This is a genomic window from Pseudolabrys sp. Root1462 (assembly GCF_001426945.1).
Classification (GTDB): Bacteria; Pseudomonadota; Alphaproteobacteria; order Rhizobiales; family Xanthobacteraceae; genus Pseudolabrys.
In genome coordinates this window covers 1,866,015-1,884,173 of record NZ_LMFS01000001.1, presented here as the reverse complement: position 1 = coordinate 1,884,173, position 18,159 = coordinate 1,866,015, and the positions used below count along the sequence as shown (strand labels likewise).

The 18,159-nt window shown below is 64.2% G+C and carries 18 protein-coding genes; 2 read left to right on the top strand and 16 right to left on the bottom strand.

Features of this window, described 5'->3' with window-relative positions:
• Positions 1 to 3 precede the first annotated feature (3 nt).
• The 10 genes from lipA to eno all read right to left on the bottom strand — a co-directional run bounded on the left by lipA (position 4) and on the right by eno (position 10,736).
• Positions 4 to 960, bottom strand: a complete 957-nt coding sequence (gene lipA, locus ASD45_RS09300) for a lipoyl synthase (RefSeq protein WP_056911234.1) — start codon at positions 958 to 960, stop codon at positions 4 to 6.
• A gap of 58 nt (positions 961 to 1,018) precedes the next feature.
• Positions 1,019 to 1,261 carry a GlsB/YeaQ/YmgE family stress response membrane protein gene (locus ASD45_RS09295; protein WP_056911233.1) on the bottom strand — a complete coding sequence of 81 codons (243 nt, stop codon included), beginning with the start codon at positions 1,259 to 1,261 and terminating at the stop codon, positions 1,019 to 1,021.
• Between the two features lie 26 nt (positions 1,262 to 1,287).
• Complete coding sequence (cysK, locus tag ASD45_RS09290; RefSeq protein WP_056911232.1) at positions 1,288 to 2,343, bottom strand: cysteine synthase A; 1,056 nt, start codon at positions 2,341 to 2,343, stop codon at positions 1,288 to 1,290.
• A 131-nt stretch (positions 2,344 to 2,474) separates the two neighbouring features.
• The gene (gene lpdA, locus ASD45_RS09285; RefSeq protein ID WP_056911231.1) at positions 2,475 to 3,905 is read right to left on the bottom strand and encodes a dihydrolipoyl dehydrogenase; all 1,431 of its coding nucleotides are present in this window, start codon (positions 3,903 to 3,905) and stop codon (positions 2,475 to 2,477) included.
• A gap of 126 nt (positions 3,906 to 4,031) precedes the next feature.
• Positions 4,032 to 5,411 carry a pyruvate dehydrogenase complex dihydrolipoamide acetyltransferase gene (locus tag ASD45_RS09280; RefSeq protein ID WP_056911230.1) on the bottom strand — a complete coding sequence of 460 codons (1,380 nt, stop codon included), beginning with the start codon at positions 5,409 to 5,411 and terminating at the stop codon, positions 4,032 to 4,034.
• A gap of 27 nt (positions 5,412 to 5,438) precedes the next feature.
• Positions 5,439 to 6,851 carry a pyruvate dehydrogenase complex E1 component subunit beta gene (locus ASD45_RS09275; RefSeq protein WP_056911229.1) on the bottom strand — a complete coding sequence of 471 codons (1,413 nt, stop codon included), beginning with the start codon at positions 6,849 to 6,851 and terminating at the stop codon, positions 5,439 to 5,441.
• Positions 6,852 to 6,889: 38 nt separating this feature from the next.
• Positions 6,890 to 7,915: a pyruvate dehydrogenase (acetyl-transferring) E1 component subunit alpha gene (gene pdhA / locus ASD45_RS09270; RefSeq protein WP_056911228.1), complete on the bottom strand. Its 1,026-nt coding sequence runs from the start codon at positions 7,913 to 7,915 to the stop codon at positions 6,890 to 6,892.
• A gap of 260 nt (positions 7,916 to 8,175) precedes the next feature.
• Positions 8,176 to 8,493, bottom strand: coding sequence for a septum formation initiator family protein (locus ASD45_RS09265; protein ID WP_056911227.1), 318 nt, complete (start codon positions 8,491 to 8,493; stop codon positions 8,176 to 8,178).
• A 51-nt stretch (positions 8,494 to 8,544) separates the two neighbouring features.
• Positions 8,545 to 9,348 (bottom strand): hypothetical protein, encoded by an 804-nt coding sequence (locus ASD45_RS09260; protein ID WP_056911226.1) that lies wholly within the window; start codon positions 9,346 to 9,348, stop codon positions 8,545 to 8,547.
• A 104-nt stretch (positions 9,349 to 9,452) separates the two neighbouring features.
• Positions 9,453 to 10,736: a phosphopyruvate hydratase gene (gene eno, locus ASD45_RS09255; protein ID WP_056911225.1), complete on the bottom strand. Its 1,284-nt coding sequence runs from the start codon at positions 10,734 to 10,736 to the stop codon at positions 9,453 to 9,455.
• Between the two features lie 130 nt (positions 10,737 to 10,866).
• On the opposite strand from eno, the gene queF reads away from it, so the two are divergent.
• Positions 10,867 to 11,334, top strand: a complete 468-nt coding sequence (queF, locus tag ASD45_RS09250; RefSeq protein WP_056911224.1) for a preQ(1) synthase — start codon at positions 10,867 to 10,869, stop codon at positions 11,332 to 11,334.
• Here queF and ASD45_RS09245 read toward each other — a convergent pair.
• From ASD45_RS09245 to ASD45_RS09225, 5 genes are all read right to left on the bottom strand, one after another.
• Entirely contained in the window at positions 11,331 to 12,491 is a 1,161-nt protein-coding gene (locus ASD45_RS09245) for an MFS transporter (protein ID WP_056911223.1), read from the bottom strand. The genes queF and ASD45_RS09245 overlap by 4 nt on opposite strands.
• Positions 12,492 to 12,604: 113 nt before the next feature.
• A complete protein-coding gene (locus tag ASD45_RS09240) occupies positions 12,605 to 13,216 on the bottom strand; it encodes a pyridoxamine 5'-phosphate oxidase family protein (RefSeq protein ID WP_056911222.1) in 612 nt (203 codons plus the stop codon).
• Positions 13,217 to 13,288: 72 nt separating this feature from the next.
• Positions 13,289 to 14,134 (bottom strand): 3-deoxy-8-phosphooctulonate synthase, encoded by an 846-nt coding sequence (kdsA, locus tag ASD45_RS09235; RefSeq protein ID WP_082540737.1) that lies wholly within the window; start codon positions 14,132 to 14,134, stop codon positions 13,289 to 13,291.
• A 48-nt stretch (positions 14,135 to 14,182) separates the two neighbouring features.
• Positions 14,183 to 14,986 (bottom strand): VOC family protein, encoded by an 804-nt coding sequence (locus ASD45_RS09230; RefSeq protein WP_056911221.1) that lies wholly within the window; start codon positions 14,984 to 14,986, stop codon positions 14,183 to 14,185.
• Positions 14,987 to 14,993: 7 nt separating this feature from the next.
• Positions 14,994 to 15,320, bottom strand: coding sequence for an NIPSNAP family protein (locus ASD45_RS09225; RefSeq protein ID WP_056911220.1), 327 nt, complete (start codon positions 15,318 to 15,320; stop codon positions 14,994 to 14,996).
• Positions 15,321 to 15,602: 282 nt separating this feature from the next.
• Between ASD45_RS09225 and ASD45_RS09215 the strand changes: the two genes are divergently transcribed.
• Positions 15,603 to 16,316 (top strand): MIP family channel protein, encoded by a 714-nt coding sequence (locus ASD45_RS09215; RefSeq protein ID WP_056912675.1) that lies wholly within the window; start codon positions 15,603 to 15,605, stop codon positions 16,314 to 16,316.
• 62 nt (positions 16,317 to 16,378) lie between these two features.
• Here the strand turns inward: ASD45_RS09215 and ASD45_RS09210 are convergent, their stop codons facing one another.
• Entirely contained in the window at positions 16,379 to 18,007 is a 1,629-nt protein-coding gene (locus ASD45_RS09210; RefSeq protein WP_056911218.1) for a CTP synthase, read from the bottom strand.
• Positions 18,008 to 18,159 lie beyond the last annotated feature (152 nt).

The window sequence follows — 18,159 nt, the reverse complement described above, 5'->3', positions numbered from 1 at the left end:
CGCCTAACGCGAAAGCTGCGCTTGCCGCGCCGCCTTCAGCCGCGCGAAGTCTTCGCCGGCATGATGTGAGGACCGCGTCAGCGGCGACGCCGACACCATCAGGAAGCCCTTGGAATAGGCAATGGTCTCGAGCGACTTGAATTCGTCCGGCGGCACGAAGCGCTTAACTTCGTGATGCTTCTTGGTCGGTTGCAGGTACTGACCGATGGTGAGGAAATCGACGCCGGCCGAGCGCAGATCGTCCATCACCTGCAGAATCTCGTTCCGCTCTTCGCCAAGGCCGACCATGATGCCGGACTTGGTGAACATCGACGGATCGAGCTCCTTCACGCGTTGCAACAGGCGCAGCGAGTGGAAGTAGCGCGCGCCCGGCCGCACCGTCAGATAGAGCGACGGCACGGTCTCTAGATTGTGGTTGAACACGTCGGGCTTGGCGGCCACAACAACCTCGACCGCGCCGTCCTTGCGCAGGAAGTCGGGCGTCAGAATCTCGATGGTGGTGCCCGGTGCGTTCTTGCGGATGGCTTGAATGGTCTCGGCAAAATGCTGCGCCCCGCCGTCGGCGAGATCGTCGCGATCGACCGAGGTGACGACGATGTGGTTGAGGCCGAGCTTGGCGGTCGCCTGGCCGACATGTTCCGGTTCCGCCGCGTCGAGCGCCCCCGGCAGGCCGGTCTTGACGTTGCAGAACGCGCAGGCCCGCGTGCAGGTGTCACCCATGATCATGAAGGTGGCGTGCTTCTTCTCCCAGCACTCACCGATGTTCGGGCAACCTGCTTCCTCGCAGACAGTGACCAGCTTGCTCTCGCGCATCAGCGCGTGCGTTTCGGCGTAACCCTTGGAAATGGGCGCCTTGACGCGAATCCAGTCCGGCTTCGGCGGCTGGACCGAATCCGGGCGATGCGCCTTCTCCGGGTGCCGGGGGCGCGGGTTGTTGATCAGGTCGAGGACGACGGCCATGCCTGTTACTTACGGTTCGGGGGGCCGCGCCGCAAGGCAGGCCAGTTCCGCCCTGCGGTCATGCCCCGCGGATCGCCCGCCAGATGAACAGGAAGATCACCGCGCCGATAGTGGCGCTGATGATGTTGCCGAGGAAATCCTGAGCGATGAAAATACCGAGCCGCGGCAGGATGGCGCCGGCGACGATGGCGCCCACCAGCCCCACGGCCAGATTGGCCAGGAGACCACCACGGCCGCCGAGAATGACGTTCGCGAGCCAGCCGGCGATCAGGCCGATCACGATCCAGGCAATGACACTCATCTGAGCCCCCTTGTGCTGTGCCGGTATCAGGCCGTCTTCGGCGGCATCTGCTGGCCCGGCGTCGACTGCGAAATCTTGATCTCGTCGTCGTTCATGTCGGCCCCGACGTCGCCGAACAGCGGCGTCGAGAGATAACGCTCGCCGGTATCCGGCAGCATGGCGAGAATGGTCGCGCCGGGCTTGGCCTTCTCGGCGATCTTGAGCGCCCCGGCGAGCGTCGCGCCGGCGGTGATGCCGACGAAGATACCTTCCTTCTGCGCCAGATCCTTGGCGTATTTCAGCGCCTCCGGCCCCGCGATGGTCAAGACCTCACTCGCCGCGCCCTTGTCCACCGCTTCGCCGGTGATCTTCGGGATGAAGTCCGGCGACCAGCCCTGCATCGGATGCGGCTTGAACGCGGCGTTCGGCTTGGCCGGCGTGCCGTCGGCGTTGCGCTCCTGCGGCGTGTGCGTCGAGATCATCGGCGCGTCGGCCGGCTCGCACAGCACGATCTTGGTGTTCGGCATCTCGCGCTTGAGCACCCGCGACACGCCGTTGAAGGTGCCGCCGGTGCCAAAGCCGGTCACCCAGTAGTCGAGACCGCTGTCCTTGAAGTCGGCGACGATCTCGGGGCCCGTCGTGCGCTCGTGCATGTCCGGGTTGGCTTCATTCTCGAATTGCCGCGTCAGGAACCAGCCATGCGCCTTGGCAAGCTCCTGCGCCTTCTCGACCATGCCGAAGCCGCGGCCGGCGGCCGGCGTCAGCACCACCTTGGCGCCGAGAAAACGCATCAGCTTGCGGCGCTCGACCGAGAACGTCTCCGCCATGGTTACCACCAACGGATAGCCCTTGGCGGCGCAGACCATCGCAAGGCCGATACCGGTGTTGCCGGAAGTGGCTTCCACCACGGTCATGCCGGGCTTGAGTTCACCGGACTTTTCGGCGGCTTCGATGACGCCGAGCGCTAGGCGATCCTTGACCGAGCCGAGCGGATTGAAGGCTTCGATCTTGACGTAAAGATTGATGCCTTTCGGCCCCAGCTTGTTGATCTTCACGCAGGGCGTGCGGCCGACGGTTTCGAGGATCGAGTTGTACTTGGCCATGATTGCTGTCCCGGTTCTCGCTGTCAGTCCGGGGCGGCCCAACGGGCCGAACCCGGACTCCAGCCACAAGCACTGCGTACGCCTCTGGATTCCGGGTTCGCGCGCTCCGCGCGTGCCCCGGAATGACAGGATCACATATTCAACACGCGCCCATAAGCATCGAGCACCGCTTCCTTCATCGTCTCCGAAATCGTCGGATGCGGGAAGATGGTGTGCATCAATTCTTCTTCAGTAGTTTCGAGGTTCATCGCCACGACGAAGCCCTGGATCAGTTCGGTGACTTCCGATCCCACCATGTGCGCGCCGAGCAGCTGGCCGGTCTTCTTGTCGAAGATCACCTTGACGAGGCCCTGGTCCTCGCCCTGCGCGATCGCCTTGCCGTTGCCCATGAACGGGAAGCGACCGACTCGGATGTCGAGGCCCTTCGCCTTGGCGGCGGCCTCGGTGAGGCCGACCGAGGCAATCTGCGGATGGCAGTAGGTGCAGCCGGGAATCTTTAGCTTGTCCATCGGGTGCGGATGCAGGCCCTTAATGGCCTCGACGCAGACAATGCCTTCGTGCTCGGCCTTGTGCGCCAGCATCGGCGGACCAGCGACGTCGCCGATGGCGTAGATGCCCGGCACGTTGGTCTTGCAATAGTCGTCGATCTTGATGACGCCGCGCTCCAGCTTCACGCCGAGCTTTTCGAGCCCGATGTTCTCGACATTGCCGACGACGCCGACGGCGGCGATGACGCGGTCGACCGTGATCTGCTTGCTCTTGCCGTCAGCCTCGATCGTCGCGGTGACGCTGTCAGCCTTCTTGTCGAGCTTGGCGACCTTGGCGCCGGCGATGATCTTCATGCCCTGCTTCTCGAACTGCTTGCGGGCGATGCCGGCGATCTCGGCATCTTCCACCGGCAGGATCTGCGGCAGCACTTCGACCACGGTCACCTCGGCGCCCATCGTACGATAGAACGAAGCGAACTCGATGCCGATGGCGCCGGAGCCGACGACCAGCAGCGACTTCGGAAATTTCGTTGCGGCCAGCGCCTCGAAATAGGTCCAGACCAGCTTACCGTCCGGCTCGAGGCCCGGCAGCACGCGCGGCCGCGCGCCGGTGGCGACGATGATGTGCTTGGCCTGATAGGCGCCCGGCCCGAGGGCATCCTTCGGCAGGTTCGCGACTAGCGAGGAGTCGTAAGCCTTGACGGTGATCTTGCCGGGCGCGTCGATCGTCGCCTCGCCGCGGATCGTGGTGATCTTGTTCTTCTTGAACAGGAAGCCGACGCCGGTGTTGAGCCGGTTGACGACATTGCGCGAGCGCTGGATCACGGCAGCCGGATCGACCTTCACGTTGTCAGCCGCCAGGCCGTAATCCTTGGCGTGTGTCATGTAGTGATAGATCTCGGCCGAGCGCAGCAGCGCCTTGGTCGGGATGCAGCCCCAGTTGTTGCAGATGCCGCCGAGGAACTGGCGCTCCACCACCGCGACCTTGAAGCCGAGCTGTGCGGCGCGGATGGCGGTGACATAGCCGCCCGGCCCGGCGCCGATGATGATGATATCGAAATTGGTATCGGCCATGGCCCTTATCCTTTTCCGTCATTCCGGGCACGCCGCAGGCGCGAACCTGGAATCCAGACAATTCGCTCATGCATCCGTTTCTGGATTCCGGGTTCGCCGTGTCGCGGGGCCCCGAAATGACGGACGTCACACCACCATCATCACCGGGTTTTCGATCAGCTTCTTGAACGCGGTGATCAACTCGGCGCCCAGCGCGCCGTCGATGGCGCGGTGATCGCACGACAACGTCACGCTCATCATCGTCGCGGCGACGATCTGACCGCCCCGCACCACCGCGCGTTCCTCGCCGGTGCCGACCGCGAGGATCGACGACTGCGGCGGATTGATCACCGCGGTGAAATCCTTGATGCCGTACATGCCGAGGTTCGACACCGATGACGAGCCGCCCTGGTATTCGTTCGGCTTGAGCTTCTTGGCCTTGGCGCGGGCCGCGAGGTCCTTCATCTCGTTGGAGATGGCGGACAGCGTCTTGATCTCGGCCTGGCGGATGATCGGCGTGATCAGACCGAACGGCAGCGCCACGGCAACGCCGATGTCGGAGTGCTTGTGGCGCAGCATCGCCGCTTCAGTCCACGACACGTTGGCTTCCGGAATCTTCTGCAGCGCGATCGCCATCGCCTTGATGACGAAATCGTTGACCGACAGCTTGTAGGCCGGCTTGCCGTCCTTGTCCTTGCCGGCCGCGGCGTTGATATCCTCGCGCGCCGCCATCAGTCTGCCGAGGTCGCAATCGACCGTCAGGTAGAAGGTCGGCATCGAATTGGTCGCGGCGGTCAGCCGCTGCGCGATGGTACGCCGCATGCCGTCGTGCGGAATGCTCTCGTAAGAGCCCTGCTCGTAGAGGCCGAGGATCTGTTGATCCGACATTGCCGGAGCGGCAGCCGGTGCGCTGGCGGCCATCGGAGAGCCGGCCGGCGCTGCCTTTAGCCCCTTGCCGGATTTCGCGTCCTCGACGTCGCGGGCGATGACGCGGCCGTGCGGCCCCGAGCCCGAGATACGCGAGATATCGATGCCGGCGTCCTTGGCCAGACGGCGCGCGAGCGGCGATGCGAAGACGCGGGCGCCGGATGCGGCGGCAGCCGGCGCGGCCGCGGCAGGAGGCGCAGCCGAGGCTGTCGGCTTGGCCGCTGAAGAACCGGCAGCGGGCGCGGCTTGGGCCTTCTTCGGCTCTTCCTTCTTGACCTCTTCCTTTTTCGCTTCGGCTTTTGGCGCTTCCGCCTTCGCCGCGCTGGCGGCGCCGGCAGCGGCCGCCTTGACGTCCTCGCCATCGGCGGCGAGCACCGCGATCAGCGCATTGACGGCGACGTCCTGCGTGCCTTCGGGGACGACGATCTTGGCGAGCGTGCCTTCATCGACCGCCTCGTATTCCATCGTCGCCTTGTCGGTCTCGATCTCGGCGAGGATGTCGCCGGCCTTGACCTTGTCGCCTTCCTTCTTGAGCCACTTGGCGAGGTTGCCCTTCTCCATCGTGGGCGACAGCGCGGGCATGAGAATGTTGGTCGCCATGAGACAAGCCTACCGGTAACAGACGGATTATTTGTAGCTGACGGATTTGGCGGCCTCGACCACTTCCGCGGCCGACGGCAGCGCGAGCTTCTCGAGGTTGGCGGCGTAAGGCATCGGCACTTCCTTGCCGGTGACGCGCACGACCGGCGCGTCGAGATAGTCGAACGCCAGTTCCATCATCCGGGCCGCGATCTCGGCGCCGACGCCGGACTGCGCCCAGCCCTCTTCCACCGTGACCAGGCGGCCGGTCTTCTTCACCGACTCGACGATGCTCTCGGTATCCATCGGCTTGAGCGTGCGCAGATCGATGACCTCGGCGTCTATGCCTTCCTTCGCCAAAGTCTCGGCGGCTTCCAGCGCATAACGCATGCCGATCGACCAAGCGACGATGGTGACATCCTTGCCGGCGCGCGCGATGCGCGCCTTGCCGATCGGCAGCACGAAGTCATCGAGCTTCGGCACCGGACCGGACTGGCCGTAGAGAATTTCGTTCTCGAGGAAGATCACCGGATTGGGATCGCGGATCGCCGCCTTGAGCAGGCCCTTGGCGTCGGCCGGATTGGACGGCGCGATCACGCGCAGGCCCGGAACGTGCGAATACCACGCCGAGTAATCCTGGCTGTGCTGCGCGGCGACGCGCGCCGCCGCGCCGTTCGGTCCGCGAAATACGATCTGGCAACCCATCTGGCCGCCGGACATATACAGCGTCTTGGCAGCCGAGTTGATGATCTGGTCGATCGCCTGCATGGCGAAGTTGAAGGTCATGAATTCGACGATCGGCTTGAGGCCGGCGAGCGCGGCGCCGACGCCGAGGCCGGCAAAGCCGTGCTCGGTGATCGGCGTATCGATGACACGGCGGTCGCTGAACTCCTGCAACAACCCCTGCGTCACTTTATAGGCGCCCTGATATTCGGCGACCTCTTCGCCCATGACGAAGACGTCCTTGTCGGCGCGCATCTCCTCGGCCATGGCGTCGCGCAAGGCTTCGCGCATGGTCATGGAAACCATCTCCGTGCCTTCGGGGATCGCCGGATCGTTGGCGGCCTGAACCGGCGGCGGCGCGAGTGCGGTCTCGGCCTTCTGCGGCGCCTTCGTTTCTGCGATGGCCTTTTCGGCGGACGGCGCGTCTTCCTTCGCCTTTTCAGCGACCGGCTTTTCAGCCTTCGGCTCGCTGCGCTTGATGTCGCCGGCCTTTTCGCCGTCGCCGAGGATCACGGCGATCGGCGTATTAACGGCAACGTCCTGGGTGCCTTCGGGAACGAGGATTTTGCCGAGCGTGCCCTCGTCGGCGGCTTCCACTTCCATGGTTGCCTTGTCGGTTTCGATCTCGGCGATGATGTCGCCGGATTTCACCGTGTCGCCCTCTTTCTTCAGCCACTTGGAAAGGTTGCCCTTCTCCATCGTGGGCGAAAGCGCAGGCATGAGAATGTCGGTCGGCATGGGCGCTACTGGTGTCCTGTCACGCGCTCGAACGCGGCTTAACGGTAAATGTCGGTGTAGAGCTCGGAGACATCCGGCTCGGGATCATGCGTGGCGAATTCCGCGGCGTCGTTGATGTAGTCGCGCACCGAGCCGTCGATCTTCTTGAGTTCGTCTTCGCTGGCGAATTTCTTTTCGACGATGCGGTGGCGCACCATGTCGATCGGATCATGCGTCGTGCGCACCTTGTCGACTTCCTCGCGGGTGCGGTACTTCGCCGGATCCGACATCGAGTGGCCGCGATAGCGGTAGGTGAGCATCTCGAGGATGTAGGGGCCTTTGCCGGCGCGGCACCAGGCAACGGCCTTGTCGCCCGCGGCTTTCACGGCGCGCACGTCCATGCCGTCGACCTGCTCGCCCGGGATCTTGAACGACACGCCGCGCCGCGACAGGTTTGTCTCGGCCGAGGAGCGCGTCGATGACGTGCCCATGGCGTAACGGTTGTTCTCGATCACGTAGATGACCGGCAGCTTCCAGAGCTCGGCCATGTTGAAGCTCTCGTAGACCTGGCCCTGGTTGGCCGCGCCGTCACCGAAATACGCGACCGACACATTGTCGTTGCCGCGATAGCGGTTCGCGAAGGCCAGACCGGTGCCAAGCGGCACCTGAGCGCCGACGATGCCGTGGCCGCCGAAGAAGCCCTTTTCTTTCGAGAACATGTGCATCGAGCCGCCCTTGCCCTTGGAATACCCATGGGTGCGGCCGGTGAGTTCGGCCATCACGCCCTTGGCTTCCATGCCGCAGGCGATCATGTGGCCATGATCGCGATATCCGGTGATGACCTGATCGCCGTCCTTCAGCGCCATCTGCATGCCGACGACGACGGCTTCCTGGCCGATGTAGAGATGGCAGAAACCGCCGATCAGGCCCATGCCGTAAAGCTGACCCGCCTTCTCCTCGAAGCGGCGGATCGTCAGCATGGTCTTGTAGGCCGAAAGGTCCTGGTCCTTGGAGAACTCGACGATCGGGGTTACGGGGCCCGGCGCGTCGGTTGCAGCGCTGGCGGTGGCAGTGGCGGCCGGCATTGGCACTCCCTAGACGAATTGCCCTTTGCGGGCCTAAGCAGAACCGTAGGTAACATTTTGTGCGCGCACGATCTTTTCGTAATTGACGCGCGCCGCGCCGGAATCGTGCGCACACCCTTCGTCACAACGGTCGAGGCTGGGCGCGACCTTTCGATCCCACCCGACCCATACCGTAAATAACCGAGGCGCGGAAGCGGCACACCCCCGCAGGTGCAACGCAGCAACGCGCGGCACGATGGGCTTTCCGGACTGAAGAAGACTTAGCGCGGCGCCAGGAGCAGCGTCACATCGCGCGGATCGGCAAAGCCGATCAAGGCCCGGGCGCGTTCGTCGAGCATATCGGGATCGATCTTGTCCGAGCGCAGCAGGCTGACCCGCCGCTCCCAGACCGTCCGCTCGGCCTTGACCTCGTCGAGTTCCGCCTGCATCCGCGCGAGGCGTTGTTCGATTTCTTGTTGCGCGCGCAAGCCATGGTTGCCGGTGAAGGCATTCACCGCAAAGTAGCCGACGAAAGCGGCGGCAAACAGATAAAGACCTATAGCGGTCAGGATGGTGCGGCGGCGGCGGTGCGAAACCATGGCGGGCGCCAAATTGCCGCAACCGCGTTAAAGGCGGTTTAATGGGCCGCTTCAAACCCGGTGCCGGACCTCATTGAGCAGGAAATTGCCCAGCCGCTTGCCCCGATTGCGCAGGACCTGGAGCACGTCCCGATCGACGAAATAGGTCAGCAGGATCGAATCGCGGGTTTTGACTCCGGCGTGGACCGGATCGGCCGAGTGCCACGTGTCGCTGCCGACCGCGAAGGCATAGCCGCTGTTGCGGGCGAAACGCATCTGGCTGTGGCGAGGCTTCGAGCCGTCCGGCTCGACGGAGTGGAAGATGGTCCCGACGTCAGTGTTGGCGTCGTCCGCTGGCAGATAGAACTGGACGGTAATACCCTTCCAGTGTGTGTCCGTGTGCGGGGTGATCAGGTAGCCGGGGATGTCCCGCGTCAGGATCGGGATCGGATAGAGCCCGACCTTGGCGAAGTCCGCCCCGAACCGCTTCGACAGACCGGGCGCCAAGCGCCGCACGAAAGCCTGCTTGACTTTCTCCGAGCACAGCGCGCGGCCGACCAGATCCCACAGCGCCTTCTTCGGCCCCGGCAGGTTGCGGATGTATTCGGGAAACAGATCGATCTTGACCCGGGTATGAGTGCCGTCCTCGAGGTCGTGACCTTTGCTGCGGCCGTGCATCGGCCGGTAATCGTCGCTCTCCGGCATCAGCGCCAGGATCTGGCCATAGAGATCGTCGGGAAAGACGTGATCGAACTCGAGATGGAAGAAGGGCTTCTCCACCGCCCGCGCGCCGTCAATCGAACGCGCCACGTAATCCGACAGGGCATCGACCGCACGCAGGCGATCATGACGCGCAATGGATACGGTCTGGTCCATACGGAACCTCTGGCTGCACGATATGGCTCCGCAACCTGGGGTCTTTCGGCCCCAATGACAAGCCGTCAGTCAGCCTGCGGCATCACTTTAGCAAAGCTCCAGGACTAGCGCGGAGCCTTCACGACGGCGCGGCCGGCATACTGCGCCTGCGCGCCAAGCTGCTCTTCGATGCGCAGCAACTGGTTGTACTTGGCGGTGCGATCCGACCGCGCGAGCGAGCCGGTCTTGATCTGACCGCAGTTCGTAGCGACCGCGAGGTCGGCAATGGTCGAGTCCTCGGTCTCGCCGGAGCGGTGCGACATAACCGCCGTGTACCCCGCCTTATGCGCCATCTCGACCGCGGCCAAGGTCTCGGTGAGCGTGCCGATCTGGTTGACCTTGACCAGGATCGAGTTGCCGAGGCCCTGTTTGATGCCATCGGCGAGTCGCTTGACGTTGGTGACGAACAGGTCGTCACCGACGAGTTGAACCTTGTTGCCGATGAGATCGGTGACCTGCTTCCAGCCGTCGAAGTCGTCTTCCGACATGCCGTCTTCGATCGAGATGATCGGGTAGTTGGCGGCGAGCTGGGCGAGATACTTGGCCTGTTCGGCGATCGAGCGGGTCTTGCCCTCGCCTTCGTAGACATAGGCGCCGTTCTTGAAGAATTCGGTCGAGGCGCAATCGAGCGCCAGCGCGATGTCCTGGCCCGGCTTGTAGCCGGCCTTTTCGATGGCTTTCATCACATAATCAAGCGCTTGCTCGGCCGACTTCAAGTTCGGCGCGAAGCCGCCTTCGTCACCGACATTGGTGTTGTGACCTTCGTCGTGCAGCGCCTTCTTGAGGGTCTGGAACACCTCGACGCCCATGCGCAGGCCATCGGCAAAGTTCGCCGCACCGACCGGCATGATCATGAATTCCTGGAAGTCGATCGGGTTGTCGGCATGGGCGCCGCCGTTGACGATGTTCATCATCGGCACCGGCAGCAGCCGCGCCGAGGTGCCGCCGACATAGCGGTACAGCGGTAAGTTGGAGGCAATCGCCGCCGCCTTGGCGGTGGCCAGCGACACGCCGAGCAAGGCGTTGGCGCCGAGACGGCTTTTGTTCGCGGTGCCGTCGAGCGCGATCAGCGTTTCGTCGATCTGGGCCTGGCTCTCGGCATCCATGCCGCCGAGGGCATCGTAGATCTCGCCATTGACGGCTTCAACCGCCTTGAGGACGCCCTTGCCCAGGTAGCGGCTCTTGTCGCCGTCGCGCAGCTCGACCGCCTCATGCGCCCCGGTGGAGGCTCCTGACGGCACGGCCGCGCGACCCAGCGAGCCATCTTCCAGCAGCACGTCCACTTCCACGGTCGGATTACCGCGGCTGTCGAGAATCTGGCGGCCAACGATGTCGATAATGGCGGTCATGGAAGGTTTCCGGTCGGCTGGATGGGTGATTTGCGGCGCTTCTACAGGATGGCCGCCCGGCGGCAAAGAGGCCTTGCTTCGGTTCGCCGCTCCCCTTGACCAGCCAATCGTGGCCCGGCAATGACAGCCCATGGCCAAAAGAAGAACATCCTCCGCGTCGCTTCAGCTCGGACACTCCGTCGCGCAGCCCGCCTCGCCGGAGGCGGCGCGGCTTGACCGCGTCCCCAATCCGCATGCGGACGCGAACTACGTCGCCCGCTTCACGATGCCGGAATTCACCTCGATCTGTCCGGTCACCGGCCAGCCCGACTTCGCGATTCTGGTCATCGACTACGTGCCGAACAAATGGCTGGTGGAATCCAAATCGCTCAAGCTGTACCTCAACAGCTTCCGCAATGTCGGCTCGTTCCATGAGGACTGCACCGTCGGCATCGGCAAGCGGCTGAAGACCCTGCTCGCCCCGCGCTGGTTGCGCATCGGCGGCTATTTCTATCCGCGCGGCGGCATGCCGATCGACGTGTTCTGGCAGACGGGCAAGCTGCCTACCGGCGTCTGGATCCCTGATCAGGGCGTCGCGCCTTATCGAGGTCGGGGCTAAGTCGCAGACGCCGGCCGCCGCAGATAGTGCGCGGTGACGACGCCGTTCAAGATCAGAAGCACGCCGGCGCCGATCAGCATCGGTGTGACGCCGGCGACGCCGAAGCCGAAGGTGTAGATCGCCGGCCCCGCGGCCTGTCCGAGAAAATAGAAAAACGAGTGCAGCGCCATCGCCGAGCCGCGCGCGGCCGGCGCAAGCTCGCTGGCGTAGATCTGGATCACGCCATGCAGCATGTAGAAGCCAAGCCCGAGAATGGCGAAATCGACGACGTCGGCCTGCCAAGGCGCCCGCAGTGCGATGAAGCCGACGGTAAGCCCCATCAGCAGACCGCCGATCCGCATCATCCAGTTTTCTCCGAACAGGCGCAGCAGCAGGCTCACGCGAATGCTGTAAAGCACGCCGCCGAGAGCAAAGCCGCCGATGACCAGGCCCGGGATTGAAGCGCGCGTCTCGCCCATATCGTGAAACAGCGCGGCCAGATGCGGGAATACGCCATACATCAACGCACCCTCGACGGCGACCGCGGTGAAGCAGAACTTGGCCAAAGGGTTGGTGAAGATGGCGCTGTAGCCGGATCGGATCACAGCCACATCGAAGCCGCCGCCGCGCTGGCCGACGCCGCGAAGGCCGTAGAAGGCCGCGGCAAGAATGACGAAGCCGAGCACCGCCATCACCGTGAACACGGCGCGCCAGCCCAACAGATCGCCGATAAAACCGGCCGCCGTCGCGCCCAACAGATTGCCGCTCATGATCGCAAACAGAAGGCGGCCCATCGCCACCTGCCGCTTATTGACCGGGACGAGATCGCCGAGAATGGCGAAGGCGATCGGGACGAGACCGCCCGAACCCATGCCGGTGATGGCGCGGCTCGCCATCATCAGCGGAAAGCTCGTCACCAGCGCGCCGGCAAGGGTCGCGGCCGCGACGATGGCCAGACAGATCAGCATCAGCCGCGCCTTATTGAACATGTCGGCGAGCAGGCCAAGCGCAGGCTGAACGATCGCGTAAGGCAGCGCGTAAGCCGTGGACAGCAGCGCGGCGGTGGCCGCGTCGGTGCCGAGGCCGTCGGCGATCTGCGGAATGATCGGGTCGACCGAGCGGGTGAACATCGCGCCGGCAAACGAAACGAAAGCGATGATCGTGATGACGCGGTTCATGAATGCGGTCTGGTCCTTTCGACCGCGGGCACACTAGCGATGTGGCGTGGGAAAAACGAGCGGCCGGGCTGCATTGCCCTTATTCGCCGCCGCTGTCGCGCGTCAATCTGTAATTACCACAGGCTCAGCCGCGCCCGCTCCGGCCATTCCTGGTCGTAGCGCTCGCCGCCCACCTTGGCCTCGCTGAGCGCGGAGAGGATTTGCCCGGGCGTCGGCAGGGTTTCCACGGCGACATGAGTCGCCGGGTTCCACAGATCGGACCGTACGATCGCGCGGGCGCACTGGAAGAAGATCGTCTCGACCGTGAACACCATGACCGAGCGCGGCGCCTTCTCACCGACGGCAAAGGACGCCAGCAACTGCGAATCGATGCTGAGCTGCGCGCGGCCGTTGACGCGCAAAGTGGTGCCGGCGCCGGGAATCATGAACAGCAGCGCGCAACGCGGGTCCCGCACGATGTTGCGCAGCGAGTCGACGCGATTGTTGCCGCGCCGGTCCGGTAGCAGCAGCGTCCGCTCATCGGCGATGCGGACGAAACCGGGCCGGTCGCCGCGCGGCGAGCAATCGAGGCCCTCCGGCCCGACGGTCGCGAGCACCGCGAAGGGCGAGGCCTCGATCAGCCGGCGATACTCCAGCGAGATCCAGTCGATTTCCTTGACGGTCGAAGCCTCGCCGGGCGTGCCGTACAGGGCTTCGAGTTGCTCGACACTGGCAATGACGGACATGAGATGGCTCCCCGCGGACCTCTCGCAATCATCACAGTTCAATGACGGTTCTGCGACAGCACAAAGCCCGTGTCACGCCTTGGCGAGGCGATCGAACGCCACGAGGCGCTTGACGAGCGCCTCCATGTCCTTGAGCGGCACCATGTTGGGTCCGTCGGACGGCGCGTGATCGGGATCCTGATGCGTCTCGATGAAGACGCCGGCGACGCCGACGGCGACGGCGGCACGCGCCAGCACCGGCACGAATTCGCGCTCGCCGCCCGATGAAGTACCCTGCCCGCCCGGTTGCTGTACCGAATGCGTGGCATCGAAGATCACCGGCGCGCCGGTGCGCGCCATGATCGGCAGCGCGCGCATGTCCGAGACCAGCGTGTTGTAGCCGAAGGACGCGCCGCGCTCGGTGAGCATGACGTTGCGATTGCCGGCCCCGACAATCTTGGCGACGACGTTCTTCATGTCCCAGGGCGCCAGGAACTGGCCTTTCTTGACGTTGACGGCGCGGCCAGTTCTGGCGGCCGCGATCAACAGATCGGTCTGTCGGCTGAGGAACGCCGGGATCTGCAGCACGTCGACCGCCTCCGCGGCGATGGCGCATTGGTCGGCGTCATGCACGTCGGTGAGTACGGGCAGCTTCAGGGTCTCGCGGATCTCGGCGAAAACCGGCAGCGCCGCCTCGAGCCCGACGCCACGCGCGGCCGAGGCCGAGGTGCGGTTGGCCTTGTCGAACGAGGTCTTGAAGACGAGGCCGACGCCCGTCCTCGCAGCGATCTCCTTCAAGGCCGAAGCCATCTCCAGCGCGTGCGCCCGGCTCTCGAGCTGACAAGGGCCGGCGATGAGCGTCAGCGGCAAGTCATTGCCGAACCGCACATTGCCGAAGCCAATCTCGACGACCGCATTAGGCTTGAGGCTCTGATCCAATCTCGTGCTCCCGGTTGGCGCGGACCATGCGACCGCGTCCGGTCAGGGTCAATCCCGGCCGAATATAAGGCCTGCGCCGAGCGCGCCGACCAGCCGGCGGCGCTCGGACCAGGACCCGGCAAAGCGCATGGCGGCAAGGCGCGGCCCGTTCGATGTATCCGGCGGCGAAAGGTCGTATCGCGCCGTGTAGGCATCGGGGGTCAGGACGTCTATCGCGCCGCGCGGCAACTCGACCCGCAAGCCGCCGCGCTCGGCGGAGACCGCCGCCGCGCCGGTGTAGGCCTGCAGAAAGTCGCGGTGCCGCGCCGGTTCGTTCGCCACCATGACGATATCGCCGATGCCGGTGGCGCCGTTGGCGTGCTGCTGGAATGCCGGATTCCAGAAGTTCTGCGGATAGTGCTGCTGGCACGTGAAGAAACGCGCCTCTGACGCCCCTTTGTCCCGCGCAAATGCAAGCGAGAAGGCCACGTGAACCGGCGTGCCATCGGGCCGTTTACCCTCGCGCTCGAACCGCATCTTCTCGGATGCGGCGATGCCGGCGGCCTTGAAGGCCGCGACGTCGGCGTCGGAGTCGTGCGACTCCATCACCAGCATCGACAGTCCTTCATGCCGCGCCGCGAAGTCGCGGTTGTAGATGCCGAACTCCTGCGAGAAGCCGCCATTGTCGAGCTTATCCGGCTCGGCGAGCATCAGGATTTCGATGAAGAAACCAGGAAACTGCACAACGTGGTTATGCGTGCCCCACGGATGTTTGTTGCGCGCGCCGACGGTGAAACCGAGATCGCGATAAAGCGCGGCGGCGACGACGAGGTCGCGCACCGCATGGACGATATGATCGAGACCTCGAGGCATCGCGCCGCTATTTCGCCGCCGAGAACGCGGTCGGCTGCAGGAAGCTGCTGGTGATATTGGCGACGATCTGGCCGTCCTTCTCCGACTCAGCTCGCGCCGACTGCCAGTCCGGATCGCTCATGAAGGCCGCCCACAGACGCTCGCGCTCGGCGAGCGATTCCCACTTCAGCATGTAGGTCAGATCCATGTTGGATTCGCCGATCACCGTGGTCCAGAAGCCGGCCTGCTTGATGCCGTGCTTGTCCCAGAGCTTCAGCGTCGCATTCTCGAAGCGCTTGAGCAGCGCCGGCAACCTGCCGGGAATGCAGCGATAGACGCGAAGCTCGTAAATCATGATCAATCTCCGGCGGCGGTTGATTGCAATCGGGAACGCGGCGCCAGAGATACCGCGTGGCCACCGCGCGAACAAGGCCACCGTCATCGAGCATCGCGTCAAAGCCGCCAAGGTCACGCACGGACCGTTTCACGGTAGGCTCGATTATTTAGAACAGTTCGCAGGTGCGGCAGATCCGCTCCTTAATATCAGAGCAGACTGTTGAAGAGCACACCGCAGCTCATGACATGACACGCCTTTGACGCCAATGTGCCGCATTGGAATCACATGGAAGGCACTGCAATGCAAAAACCACTCGCGGAGTTCATCGGCACATTCACTTTGGTCTTCTTCGGGTGCGGCGCTGCCGTTATCGCCGGCATGGGCAAAGGTGCCACCGCGATCGACGTGCTGGGCATCGCTTTCGCGTTCGGCTTGGCGATTGTTGCAATGGCCTACGGCATCGGCCCGATCTCGGGCTGTCACGTCAACCCGGCCGTCAGTTTCGGCGTCTTCGTTGCCGGCCGCATGTCGTTCGGTGAATTGATTACTTATGCGATCGCTCAGGTGCTGGGCGCCATCGTCGGCGCGGCGGTCCTGTATTTCATCCTCTCGGGCAAGGCGTCCGGTTGGAACGGCGGGCTCGGCCAGAATGGCTGGGGCGCAGGCTATCTTGGCGAATACAACATGACGTCGGCCTTCGTCTTCGAGGCGGTCGCGACGTTCCTGTTCCTGGTCTGCATTCTCGGCGTCACGCAGAAGAACAATCCGACCCACATCCACGGACTGGCCGGTCTCGCCATCGGCTTGACGCTGACCGCGATCCACATCGTCGGCATCAATGTCACCGGTGTGTCGGTCAATCCGGCGCGCTCGCTTGGTCCGGCAATCGTCGGCGCGGCCGGGAATCCTGCAGCGCTCGGCCAAGTGTGGCTGTTCATCGCGGCACCGCTGATCGGTGCCGGCCTCGCCGGCTGGCTGTTCGCCAGCGGCCTGCTCGAGGCCAAAGAAGCCTGACGACGGATAAGAAGATGGCCGCGGAGCCGCGCTCCGCGGCCATTTATTTTTTCAGCGGCGGGCTAAACCAACCGGCTCTGATCCACCGCCGCGCCGATGAAGGACGAGAACAGCGGATGCGGCTCGAACGGTCGTGACTTCAGCTCGGGGTGGAATTGCACGCCGATGAACCAGGGGTGATCCTCGTACTCGACGATTTCCGGCAGAATGCCGTCGGGCGACATGCCGGAGAAGCGTAGGCCGTGCTGCTCGAGGCGATCCTTGTACGCGGTGTTCACTTCGTAGCGGTGCCGGTGGCGTTCGAAGATCTCGGTTGATCCGTAAATCTCGGCGACGCGGCTGCCACGCTTCAGCATCGCCTCATAAGCACCGAGGCGCATGGTGCCGCCGAGGTCGCCATTCGCAGCCCGCTTCTCGAGCGCATTGCCCTTCAGCCATTCGGTCATCAGGCCGACCACGGGTTCGGAGGTCGGACCGAATTCGGTCGAGTTGGCATCGGTGATGCCGCACAGATTGCGCGCCGCTTCGATGCAGGCCATCTGCATGCCGAAGCAGATGCCGAAATACGGCACGCTGCGCTCGCGCGCGAACTGCGCCGCCTTGATCTTGCCCTCGGCGCCGCGCTGGCCGAAGCCGCCCGGCACCAGGATGCCGTTGACCTGCTCGAGGAACGGCGCCGGATCCTCGTGCTCGAACACGTCGGACTCGATCCACTCCAGATTGACCCTCACCTTGTTGGCGATGCCGCCATGGCTGAGCGCCTCGTTGAGCGATTTATACGCATCCTTCATGCCGGTGTACTTGCCGACGATGGCGATTGTGACCTCGCCTTCCGGATTGCGCACGCGCTCGTTGATCTCGTGCCAGCGCGCCAGGTGCGGCGCCGCTTTGTCCTCGATGCCGAAGGCGGCGAGCACCTCGCGATCGAGGCCTTCGGCCGAATAGGCTTCCGGCACGGCGTAGATGTTGTCGACGTCGCGCGCCTCGATGACGGCGCTTTCGCGCACGTTGCAGAACAGCGCCAGCTTGCGGCGCTCGCCCTGCGGAATCGGCCGGTCGGTGCGGCACAGCAGGATGTCCGGCTGGATGCCGATGGACCGCAGTTCCTTCACCGAGTGCTGCGTCGGCTTGGTCTTGAGTTCGCCGGCGCTGGGGATGTAGGGCAGCAGGGTGAGGTGAATGTAGATCACGTGTCCGCGCGGCATGTCATTGCCGAACTGGCGGATCGCTTCGAAGAACGGCAGGCCTTCGATGTCGCCGACGGTGCCGCCGACCTCGACCAGCACGAAGTCGTAGCCGTCATTGCCGTCGCGGACGAAGTCCTTGATGGCGTTGGTGACGTGCGGAATGACCTGGATGGTGGCGCCGAGATAATCGCCACGCCGTTCCTTGGTGAGGATGTCCTGATAGATGCGGCCGGTGGTGATGTTGTCGCGCTTGGTTGCCGGATTGCCGGTGAAGCGCTCGTAATGGCCGAGGTCGAGATCGGTCTCGGCGCCGTCGTCGGTGACGAAGACTTCGCCGTGCTGATAGGGCGACATCGTGCCCGGATCGACGTTGAGATAGGGATCTAGCTTGCGAAGGCGGACCTTGTAGCCACGCGCCTGCAGGACCGCACCGAGAGCTGCGGAAGCGAGACCCTTGCCGAGTGAAGAGACCACGCCGCCGGTGATGAAAATGTACCGCGCCATGGGGCCTAACCTCTAGCCGTCGCGAATCGATTCGGGGAGAGCGAAAATCGAAAAGCTGCCCCGCGCCTGTGCGTAGCGGGAAAAAGTGCCGTGGTCGTCAGTGCTTGCATTGGTTTGTTAACGCCATATCCGATCCGGCCGCCGGACGCGCG

Coding starts and splice junctions, on each gene's coding strand:
- ASD45_RS09260 (WP_056911226.1), bottom strand. CDS start 9,348: ATGGACCAGACCGTATCCATTGCGCGTCATGATCGCCTGCGTGCGGTC.
- cysK (WP_056911232.1), bottom strand. CDS start 2,343: ATGGCCAAGTACAACTCGATCCTCGAAACCGTCGGCCGCACGCCCTGC.
- queF (WP_056911224.1), top strand. CDS start 10,867: ATGGCCAAAAGAAGAACATCCTCCGCGTCGCTTCAGCTCGGACACTCC.
- ASD45_RS09245 (WP_056911223.1), bottom strand. CDS start 12,491: ATGAACCGCGTCATCACGATCATCGCTTTCGTTTCGTTTGCCGGCGCG.
- ASD45_RS09295 (WP_056911233.1), bottom strand. CDS start 1,261: ATGAGTGTCATTGCCTGGATCGTGATCGGCCTGATCGCCGGCTGGCTC.
- ASD45_RS09280 (WP_056911230.1), bottom strand. CDS start 5,411: ATGGCGACCAACATTCTCATGCCCGCGCTGTCGCCCACGATGGAGAAG.
- ASD45_RS09215 (WP_056912675.1), top strand. CDS start 15,603: ATGCAAAAACCACTCGCGGAGTTCATCGGCACATTCACTTTGGTCTTC.
- lpdA (WP_056911231.1), bottom strand. CDS start 3,905: ATGGCCGATACCAATTTCGATATCATCATCATCGGCGCCGGGCCGGGC.
- ASD45_RS09225 (WP_056911220.1), bottom strand. CDS start 15,320: ATGATTTACGAGCTTCGCGTCTATCGCTGCATTCCCGGCAGGTTGCCG.
- ASD45_RS09230 (WP_056911221.1), bottom strand. CDS start 14,986: ATGCCTCGAGGTCTCGATCATATCGTCCATGCGGTGCGCGACCTCGTC.
- lipA (WP_056911234.1), bottom strand. CDS start 960: ATGGCCGTCGTCCTCGACCTGATCAACAACCCGCGCCCCCGGCACCCG.
- ASD45_RS09265 (WP_056911227.1), bottom strand. CDS start 8,493: ATGGTTTCGCACCGCCGCCGCCGCACCATCCTGACCGCTATAGGTCTT.
- pdhA (WP_056911228.1), bottom strand. CDS start 7,915: ATGCCGGCCGCCACTGCCACCGCCAGCGCTGCAACCGACGCGCCGGGC.
- ASD45_RS09210 (WP_056911218.1), bottom strand. CDS start 18,007: ATGGCGCGGTACATTTTCATCACCGGCGGCGTGGTCTCTTCACTCGGC.
- ASD45_RS09275 (WP_056911229.1), bottom strand. CDS start 6,851: ATGCCGACCGACATTCTCATGCCTGCGCTTTCGCCCACGATGGAGAAG.
- ASD45_RS09240 (WP_056911222.1), bottom strand. CDS start 13,216: ATGTCCGTCATTGCCAGTGTCGAGCAACTCGAAGCCCTGTACGGCACG.
- eno (WP_056911225.1), bottom strand. CDS start 10,736: ATGACCGCCATTATCGACATCGTTGGCCGCCAGATTCTCGACAGCCGC.